The following is a 9493-nucleotide window of genomic DNA, read 5'->3' on the forward strand; positions in this document are numbered from 1 at the left end:
CGGCGCGCCCCGGCCGGATCCCGCCGTCTCCGCCGACGGTGGGGCCGCGCTGGTCTCCGTACGGCTCGCGCGGGACCTCCCCGAGGGGGCGCGGGAGCAGTCGCTCGCCGCGGTCGAGTCCCGGCTGCGGAGGATCGCCGACGCCGTGCCGGGCGCGGAGGTGACGCTCGGCGGCAGCGAGCTCGCCCGGCGGGCCGTGGCCGCCCGGTCGGTCGCGGACACCCGGCGCAGCGAGTTGATCACGCTGCCCGTGACGCTGGTGGTGGTCTACGTGCTGTTCGGCGGGCTCGCGGCGGCCTCCGTGCCGGTGCTGGCGGCCGTGGGCACGGTGGTCACGGGCATGCTGTGGCTGCTCCTGCTGTCCCGCTGGTACGACCTGTCCTCACCCGCCCTGTCGACGACCACGATGCTCGGGCTGGGCCTGGCCGTCGACTACTCGCTGCTGATGGTGGGCCGGTTCCGGGAGGAGCGTGCCGCGGGGCGGCCGGCGCCGCAGGCGGTGGCCCGGATGATGGCGACCGCCGGGCGGGCGGTCGGCTTCGCGGCGCTGGTGGTGGCCGCCGCGCTGTGCGGACTCGCCGCCTTCCCCAGCGACTTCTACGCGGCGATCGGCCTGGCCGCGGCGGGGACGGTGGCGCTCTCGCTGGCCACGGCGCTGACTCTCACCCCCGCGCTGCTGGCGGCTTTCCCGGACCGGATCGGCTCGTCCCGGGTCCCTGGGACCTCTGGGGTCCTCGCCGCGGGACGCCCGGAGGACGACGGCGCGTTCGCGCGGCTCGCCCTGTGGACGCGGCGGCACGCCGTGGCGGTCGTGCTCGGCGTCGGCGCGGCCCTGCTCGCCTGCGCCACGCCGTTCCTGCACGTGCACCTGGTCAGCCCGGTCGGGGAGCAGCAGTTGCCGCCGACGGCCGAGGCGCGCCGGTACGCCGACCTGGTGGCGGAGCGGTTCCCCCAGCACCGGCCCGACGCGGTGGTCGTGGTGGCGCGTACCGAGCCGGGCCGATTGCAGGGGTGGGCCGACCGGTTCGCCGGCCGGCCGGAGGTCGAGGAGGTGGGCCGGGCCGGCGCCGCGGCCCCGGGGCTGGCCCTCGTACGGATCGCGGCGGTGGCCGGACCCGGGCAGGAGCCCGCGGAGCGGCTCGTCCACGAGCTGCGGGACGAGCGGCCTGCGGGGTACCCCGTCTGGGTCACCGGGCGCAGCGCCGTGGACATCGACTTCCGGGCCGAGGTGGCAGGTCACGCGCCCCGCGCGGCCGCGCTGATCGCGCTGACGACCGGTGTGCTGCTGTTGCTGATGACCGGTTCGGTGCTGCTGCCGCTGAAGGCGATGGCGATGAACACCCTCTCCCTCGGGGCGTCGTTCGGGGCGCTGGTGCTGGTCTTCCAGGACGGGTGGGGCGCGGGCCTGCTCGGGGTGCACACCCTGGGCGGGCTGGGGTACTGGCTGCCGGTCGTCGTCTTCGCGCTGGCCTTCGGCCTGTCCATGGACTACGAGGTGTTCCTGTTGTGCCGGATCCAGGAGCTGTACGAGGCCGGGGTCGGCAACGACCGGGCGGTCGAGGCCGGGCTCCAGCGGTCCGCCCGGATCATCAGCTCCTCGGCGGCCCTGATGTGCGTCGTGTTCGCGGGGTTCGCCACGGGCGAGCTGACGGTCGTCAAACAGCTGGCGGTCGCCCTCGCGATCGTCGTCGTGGTCGACGCGTCGCTGGTGCGCTGTCTGCTGGTCCCGGCCACGATGACGCTGCTGCGCGACGCCAACTGGTGGGGGCCGCGGCCACTGCGGCGGCAGCGGGCCGCGCACGGCGCGGCCCGGCCGGAGCTCGTCAGCGCTTGGGACACTCCCTCCAGGCCAGGTGGTAGACGGTACTGATGTCGCCGTCGGTGGAGTCCATGGTCATGTAGCTGGTGGCGCCGGGGGCCGAGCTGCCCCGGTCGACGCGCAGTTCGGTGTTGATGTTGAAGTTGCGCTGCACCCCGCAGGGCGCCCACACCAGCTGTGCCCAGTCGGTCGAGTCGGTGGCCTGCCAGTTGTCCTGGTACGGACCGGCGAAGTTGTGCGTACGGGCGGCGGTCTGCGACGAGCCCTGGAAGTAGTACGAGGCCTTCTCGACGCTCCTCGCGCCCGGCGCGAGGGAGGCGTAGCCGCGGTAGTCGGCGCTGGCGATCGCGTACGTGAAGCCGTGGGGCACGTGCACGACGAGGTTGAGCTGGCAGTTGCGGCGCGCCGCGGTGGGCGGGGCGCCGCCGCCGACCTGCGCGAGGTAGTCGCTGTAGGTGACGGTGAAGGCGGTGTTGTCCTGGGACACGGCGACGGCCGCGGTGCCCTGGCGGCAGCCGGAGCCGTTGACGGTCGCGACGTCGATCACGATCCGGTCCGGGGGCGGGTCGACGATCGACGTGGGGCTGGACTGTGCGGGCAGGGCGGTGGTGAGCAATGCGGCGATCGCGCCGCCCACCAACATGCCACCGGCCATGATGCTCCAATCCACTGCTTCGGCTAGGGAAGCGGCGCGCGGGCAGGGGCCGGCGCACCGCGGGAAGGGGTGGTGGGTGGGGGGTGGGTAGCCGGCGGAGCCACCCGGGCCGCGAGGGCCGGGTGCGCAAAGCGTAGGAACCCGCGGGGGCACGAACCAAGGCGCCGTTCCGGCCAATCGCGCCGCCCGGGCGCGCAGGGGCGACTTTCGGGCAGGGGCGGGGGCGCTTCGAGGGCGCGGGGCGCTTTCGGCGGGGGCGCCGGGGAAGGGCTCCGGGGAGGAGCTCCGGGCTCGGGGGCCGGTGCCCGCAGCTCCGGGGGTCAGGGTCGGTCGTACCAGGAGAAGGCGGCGATCCGCCAGCCGTCCGCGGTGCGGACGAACTGGATGGTCTTGGTACCGCCGCCCTCGAAGGGCTCGCCGTCGAGGATCCCGGACTTGCGGTACTCGCCGAAGCGCGAGGCGATGTCCCCGGCGATCTCGGTCCGTTCCGAGGTCTCCCACTCGGCGAACTCCAGCAGCCGGCCGTCGTTCAGCAGCTTCCGGCGGGGCTCGATGAACTCGTCCACCCCGTAGACCGTGAAGTCCGGGCCGGTCTTGACGATCACGCCGGTCGGCAGGAGCAGCCGGCGGAGGCGGTCCAGATCGGCCTGCTTGCCGCCGCGGTTGTCGAAAGCGCCGAAGAACTCGGCGGTCACCTCGTCTATCTCGGGCTTGGACATGGCGGGACGGTAACACGTCTGCCCGTGCGTCCGGTTGCCGCAGGAGGCGCACTCGATCGTGGATCACGGCTGTCGGAGCGGGCCTGATCGTGTATGACTGCCTCTGCACGCCCCGGATCCGCACCGCCCGCCCGCCCCGGAGGACCAGGACCATGACGCACCCGCCCCTCGCCGAGGTCCTGACGGAGCTCGACCCGGTGATCGCCGACGCCCCGGCCGACGCGGCCGGCGCCCTGTGGCGGCTGACCGGAACCCGGCGCGACCTCGACTCCAACGTGATCCGGCTCCGGCCGGACGCGGCCGTCGGCGAGCACGCCGAGCAGGTCCTGGACGTCATGCTCGTCGTCCTCGCCGGCTCGGGGACGCTGCACGCCGAGGACGGTCCGCACCCGCTGGGCCGGCACGCGGTCGCCTGGCTGCCGAAGGGGTCGCGGCGCTCGCTGGCGGCCGGGCCGGACGGGATGACGTACCTGACGGTGCACACGCGCCGGCCCGGGCTCGGCATCTCGCCGCCCTCGGGTCTCCAGAGCCCCCCGAGCCCCTTGCCCACCTCGGGCTCCTCGCCGGAAGGCGGCGAGCCGGCCTGCCTGCTGCACCGGGTGTGCCCCGACTGCGGCCGCCTCTCGACCGAGCTGGACGCCAACTACTGCACGCGCTGCGGCAGCGCCCTGCCCCTGTGAGCGGGCCGGCGGGCCCGCCTCAGGAGCGCAGGTAGGCGAGGACCGCCAGGACGCGGCGGTGGGAGTCCTGCGCCGGTGGCAGGTCCAGCTTGGCGAGGATGCTGCCGATGTGCTTGCCGACGGCCGCCTCGGAGACGACCAGTTCGCGGGCCACGGCGGCGTTCGACCTGCCCTCGGCGACGAGGGCCAGGACCTCGCGTTCGCGCGGGCTGAGCCGCTCCAGCGGATCACGGCGGCGGCGCAGCAGCTGGCGTACGACCTCGGGGTCGACCACGGTGCCGCCTGCCGCGACCTCGCGGAGGGCGTCCATGAACTCCTCGACCTGGCCGACCCGGTCCTTCAGCAGATAGCCGACGCCCGAGCCGTCGCCGGAGTCGAGCAGTTCGGAGGCGTACGACCGCTGCACGTACTGGCTGAGGACCAGGACGGGCAGCGCGGGCCGGGTCTCGCGCAGCCGGACGGCGGCGTGCAGACCCTCGTCCTGGAAGCCCGGGGGCATGCGGACGTCGGTGACGACGATGTCGGGCTCGTGCTCCTCGACCGCCGCGACCAGTGACGGCGCGTCACCGACGGCCGCCACCACCTGGTGTCCGCAGCGGCCGAGCAGGCCGACGAGCCCCTCCCGCAGCAGGACGCTGTCCTCGGCCAGCACTACGCGCACGGTATCTCCACCTGCAGCAGGGTCGGTCCGCCCGGCGGGCTGGACAGGGAGAGTGTGCCATCCAACACCGACACCCGGTCCCCCAGGCCCGTCAGCCCGCTGCCCGCGCCGACGTCCGCCCCGCCGCGGCCGTCGTCGCGGACCCGCAGCACCAGTCGGCCGTCGCGGTGGCCGCCGGTGACCTCGGCGCGCCGGGCCCCGCTGTGCCGGGCGACGTTGGCGAGCGCCTCGCAGACCACGAAGTACGCGGCGGCCTCCACCGCCTCGGGCAGCCGCCCGTCGAGTTCGAGGTCGACGTCCACGGGCACCGGTGAACGGTCCGCGGCGTCGGCGACCGCGGCCGCGAGGCCGTAGTCCGCGAGGACCTTCGGATGGATGCCGTGGATGAGCTCGCGCAGGTCGGCGAGGGCCCGGCCCGCCTCCTCCTGGGCCTTGGCGAGCTGGTCGGCGAGGGGACCGGGCGGCGCGTCGAGGCGGGCCAGGCCGAGGGTCATCGTCAGCGCCACCAGCCGCTGCTGCGCGCCGTCGTGCAGATCGCGCTCGATGCGCCGCCGTTCGGCCTCGAAGGCGTCCACCAGCCGGGCGCGTGAGGTGGCGAGTTCGACGAGCCTGCCGTCCAGGCCGGCGTCGTCCGGGGCGACGAGGAGGCGGGTGAGGCCGGCCCGGGCACCGGCCGCGGCCCCGAGGACGTACGCGGACAGGGCCAGCACGACCAGCCCCAGCAGGGCCACGCCGAAGGCTTCGGGCCAGGTGGTCACGGTCCACAGCTTGAGCACCTTCGCCTCGCGGCCCCGGCCGGCCGTGAGCATCAGCAACGGGGTCGCCACGGCGGCCAGCGGGCAGAGGACGGCGGCGGTGAGCACGAGGGCGTCGACGGGCCACAGCAGCACGGCGGACAGCACCGCGCAGCCGAGCTCCCGCCAGGTCGCCCGCTCCGTCAGCCGGGTCCGCAGCCACGGCCACAGGCCTGCGGCGGCCGGCACCCGGTGCGGGTCCGGCGCGGGCACCCGGTCGACCAGGCGCAGCCGGTACCGCTCCAGCCGGCCCACCGGGAGGCCGGCGAGCGCGACGGCGAGCAGCAGCGGCAGGCCGACCAGGGCCGGGGCCAGGAGCGCACCGACGGCGGCCAGGGCGGTCAGGGCCACCAGGGTGACGGCGCCGGTGAGCACGCCGGTGAGCAGGTACCCGGCCGAACGCCAGGGCCACGGCGAGAGCAGGAAGCCCGGCCGGGCCATGGCCTGCCAGACGGTTCGGGGATGCATGGAGATCACCGTACGAGGAGCGTGCGGGCCACTGCCATGGGCCGGGGCCGAGGTCCCGGGGTATGCCTGGCCCTACCCCGGGACTCGTCCCTGCCGCACTGCGCCGCGGCGGCCCGGCGCGGTTTCGTTCGGTGCGACGACATCACCGAAAGAAGTGGGGACACATGAACGGCAGGGGCTGGGGCAGGGGCAGGGGCAGGGGAAGTGACGGCGGCCGTGCCGACGACGGCGACGGCGGCCGTGCCCGCGACGGCGACGCGGTCCGGCTGCGGTCCGTCAGCCGGCGCTACGGGGCGGGCGACCGGGCCGTGACGGCGCTGGCCCAGGTCTCGCTCGCCTTTCCGCGGGGGTCGTTCACGGCCGTGATGGGGCCCTCCGGTTCCGGCAAGTCGACGCTGCTGCAGTGCGCGGCGGGTCTCGACCGGCCCACGTCGGGTTCGGTGAGCGTGGGCGGGACCGAGCTCACCGGGCTGAGCGAGACCGGGCTCACCCTGCTGCGCCGCGACCGGATCGGCTTCGTCTTCCAGGCGTTCAACCTGCTGCCGGCGCTGACCGCCGAGCAGAACGTGGCGCTCCCGTTGCGGCTCGCGGGCCGCCGGCCCGCCCGGGCCGAGGTCCGCGAGGTGCTCCGGCGGGTGGGGCTCGGCGAGCGGGCACGGCACCGGCCGGGCGAGCTGTCGGGCGGTCAGCAGCAGCGTGTGGCACTGGCCCGCGCCCTGATCACGCGCCCCGAGGTGCTGTTCGGCGACGAGCCGACCGGGGCGCTCGACTCACAGACCGGTCGCGAGGTGCTGGAGCTGCTGCGGGGCGCGGTCGACCGCGAGGGCCAGACCGTGATCATGGTGACGCACGACCCGGTGGCCGCCTCGTACGCCGACCGGGTCGTCTTCCTCGTCGACGGGCGGGTGCACGGCGAGTTGGCCGGGGCCCGGGCCGAGCAGATCGCCGGGCACATGGCCCGTCTGGAGGCCGTGCCGTGCTGAGCCTGGCACTGTCCACGCTGCGCACCCGCTGGGCCACGTTCGCCGGGAGTTTCGTCGCCCTCGCGCTCGGCGTCGCACTGCTCGCCGTCATGGGTGCGGCACTGGCCGCCTCGGCGGATGCGCCCGAGCGGCGGCCCGAGCGGTTCGCGGCCGCGCCGGTCGTGGTCCGGGGAGCGGACACCGTACGGGCTCCCGGGGAGAAGGCGGGCCGGACGCACGCCCTCGCCCATCCGCGCCCGGTACCGGCCGAGGTCGTGGCCCGGCTGAAGGGACTCGGCACCGTCGTCGAGGACCGGTCCTTCCCGGTACGAACGGCCGCGGGCGGAACGGGTGGACCGGGCGGACCGGGGGGACCCGGCACACCGGAGGGCTTGGTGGGCCACCCGTGGTCGACCGCCGCCTTCGCCCCGTACGCGCTCACGGCGGGACGCGCGCCGGGCGCGGCCGACGAGGTCGTCGTCAGCGGTGACTGGGCCGGGCCCGGTGACCGGGTGCGGACCGACGGCGGCACCGTCCTCGTCACCGGGACCGTCGGCGGCCGCGGCTTCGAGAACGCCGTCTTCTTCACGGACGAGCGGGCCGCCGAACTGTCGCCGCTCAGCCTCCAACTGGTGGTCGACGCGCCGGCGGAGACCGTACGCGACGCGGTGCGCGGCAGCGAGGGCGTGCAGGTGCTCACCGGCGACGCGCGCCACCGCGCCGACGGGGGCGCGGGCGGGGGCGCCGACCGGGACGGCGAGGCCGTCGCGGCGCTGAACGCGCTGTTCGGCACGGCCGGCGGGGTCTCGGCCTTCGTGTCCGTCTTCGTCGTCGCGTCCACGTACGCCTTCGAGGTCGCGCAGCGGCGGCGGGAGTTCGGGCTGCTGCGCACCGCGGGGGCGACCCCGGGGCAGGTCCGGCGCATGGTCCTCGCCGAGGCCCTCGCCGTCGGCGTCCTCGCCTCGGCCGCGGGCTGCGTGCTGGGCGCGTACGGTGCGCCGCGGCTGGCCGCGTGGGTGGTCGACGGCGGGCTCGCCCCGCGCTGGTTCACCATCGGCGACGCGACCTGGCCGTACCACCTGGCCTTCTGGACGGGCCTGTCGGTGGCGGTGTCCGGGGTGGCGGCCGCCTCCTGGCGGGCGGGGCGCACCGGCCCGGCCCAGGCGCTGCGCGAGGCGTCGGTGGACCGCGAGGCGCTGACGCCGGGACGACGGTGGTGCGGGGTGGCCCTGCTGGCCGCCTCCGCTGCCCTGTTGGCGGTCTCCCTGGTGACCGACCCGGGCGACCTGCTGCACCGCAAGACGTACGTGAGCCGGCCGATGCTGCTGATCACCGCGGTCGCGCTGCTCGCGCCGGTCCTGGTGCGGCCCTTGACCCGGCTGATCGCCTGGCTGCCGGCCAAACTGCCCGGTGCGGGCGGCATGCTGGTGCGCGAGAGCGCCGCCGCCGGCGTACGGCGCACGGCCGCGGTGGCGGCCCCCGTGCTGGTGACGGTCGCGCTGGCGGGCTCGCTGCTGGGCGCGACGGCGACGCTGAACGCGGCGAAGGCCGCAGAGACGCGTGCGGGGACGGCCGCCGCGTTCGTGGTCACGGCCCGCGCGGGTGCGGCGGGATTCGACGCGGAGGCGCTGCGGAGGCTGCGCGCCGTGGACGGTGCGGTGGTGTCCGCGTCCGCGTCGAGTGCCGTGCACGTGCTGGAGGACGGTGTGTCGCTCGTCCGGTCCGAGGCCCGGGCCGCCGATCCCGGTCCGCTCGCCGCGACCGTCCGGCTGCCGCTCGTGGCGGGCAGCGCGGGCGACCTCGACGACGACTCGATCATCGTCAACGAGGAGTGGCAGCGGCACGAGGTGGACCGGCGGGTGGAGGTGTGGCTCGGGGACGGGACGCGCAAGTCGCTGCGGATCGCCGCGGTCATGGCCGTGGGCACCGGGAACAACGGGGTCTACGTCACCCCGCGCAACGCACCGGGCGCCACCGTCGACCGGGTCGACGTGGCACTCGCGGCAGGGGCGGAGGCGGACGCGGTGGCGGCCGGGCTGCACGCGGCGGTGGCACCGTCGGGGGGCCGGGTCCTCACCAAGGAGCAGTGGGTGCGGGCGAGTTACCCGGAGACCAACCGCACGACCCGCCTGGGCCTGCTGCTCGTCCTCGGCATCGCCCTGCTGTACACCGGGATCTCGCTGGCGAACACGATGGTCATGGCCACCGCCGACCGGGTCCGCGACCTGGCCGTCCTGAGGCTCGCCGGGGGCACCCGGTGGCAGGTCCTGCGGGTGGTCGGCGCCGAGGCCCTGACGGTGGTGACAGTGGGCGGGCTGACGGGACTCGCGGTCGCCGCGCTCAACCTGCTGGGCATGTGGGGCGCGTTGCACCTGCTGTCGGCCCCGGCGGTGATCGAGATCCCCTGGGCGGCGATGGGCTGGGCCTGGGCCGCCTGCGCGGTACTCGCCGTCGCCTCCTCCGTGGCCCCGGCGGCGCTGGCCCTGCGGGGGCGAGCGGTGGAACAGGCGGGCGTACGCGAGTAACCCGGGCCCCGCGCGGGGCGTCCCCGCGCGGGGCAGGTCCCCGAACCACGGGCGGAGCCCGGCCGCGGGCTCCGGACCACGGGCAAACCCCGGCCGCAGGCCTCGGACCACGGGCGGAGTCCGGCCGCGGGCCCCGGACCACGGGCAGAGCCCGGCCGCGGGCTCCGGGCCCACGGGCAAGGCCCGGCCGCAGGCTCCGGACCACGGGCG

The 9493-nt window shown here is 75.9% G+C and carries 8 protein-coding genes; 4 read left to right on the plus strand and 4 right to left on the minus strand.

Going from position 1 to position 9493, the window contains the following annotated elements:
* Window positions 1-1870 (plus strand): MMPL family transporter (locus GPJ59_RS28350; RefSeq protein ID WP_219670549.1); only part of this gene is annotated, 1870 nt, incomplete at its 5' end.
* Here GPJ59_RS28350 and GPJ59_RS28355 read toward each other — a convergent pair.
* The gene (locus GPJ59_RS28355) at window positions 1824-2474 is read right to left on the minus strand and encodes a DUF4360 domain-containing protein (RefSeq protein ID WP_219670550.1); all 651 of its coding nucleotides are present in this window, start codon (window positions 2472-2474) and stop codon (window positions 1824-1826) included. The two genes, GPJ59_RS28350 and GPJ59_RS28355, sit on opposite strands and share 47 nt — an antisense overlap.
* A 320-nt stretch (window positions 2475-2794) precedes the next feature.
* A complete protein-coding gene (locus GPJ59_RS28360; protein ID WP_219670551.1) occupies window positions 2795-3193 on the minus strand; it encodes a nuclear transport factor 2 family protein in 399 nt (132 codons plus the stop codon).
* Between the two features lie 152 nt (window positions 3194-3345).
* Between GPJ59_RS28360 and GPJ59_RS28365 the strand changes: the two genes are divergently transcribed.
* A complete protein-coding gene (locus GPJ59_RS28365) occupies window positions 3346-3873 on the plus strand; it encodes a hypothetical protein (protein WP_219670552.1) in 528 nt (175 codons plus the stop codon).
* 19 nt (window positions 3874-3892) lie between these two features.
* On the opposite strand, the gene GPJ59_RS28370 is transcribed toward GPJ59_RS28365, so the two are convergent.
* A complete protein-coding gene (locus GPJ59_RS28370; RefSeq protein WP_219670555.1) occupies window positions 3893-4525 on the minus strand; it encodes a response regulator transcription factor in 633 nt (210 codons plus the stop codon).
* Complete coding sequence (locus GPJ59_RS28375) at window positions 4525-5796, minus strand: sensor histidine kinase (RefSeq protein WP_258025043.1); 1272 nt, start codon at window positions 5794-5796, stop codon at window positions 4525-4527. Before GPJ59_RS28375 ends, GPJ59_RS28370 begins: the two co-directional genes overlap by 1 nt.
* Before the next feature lie 164 nt (window positions 5797-5960).
* Here GPJ59_RS28375 and GPJ59_RS28380 point away from each other — a divergent pair, with 164 nt between their 5' ends.
* On the plus strand, window positions 5961-6779 hold the full coding sequence (locus GPJ59_RS28380) for an ABC transporter ATP-binding protein (protein ID WP_219670553.1): 819 nt from the start codon (window positions 5961-5963) through the stop codon (window positions 6777-6779).
* Window positions 6773-9283 carry an ABC transporter permease gene (locus GPJ59_RS28385; RefSeq protein WP_219670554.1) on the plus strand — a complete coding sequence of 837 codons (2511 nt, stop codon included), beginning with the start codon at window positions 6773-6775 and terminating at the stop codon, window positions 9281-9283. Before GPJ59_RS28380 ends, GPJ59_RS28385 begins: the two co-directional genes overlap by 7 nt.
* The last annotated feature ends 210 nt before the right edge of the window (window positions 9284-9493 follow it).

It is taken from the genome of Streptomyces bambusae (genome assembly GCF_019400985.1).
Classification (GTDB): Bacteria; Actinomycetota; Actinomycetes; order Streptomycetales; family Streptomycetaceae; genus Streptomyces; species Streptomyces bambusae_A.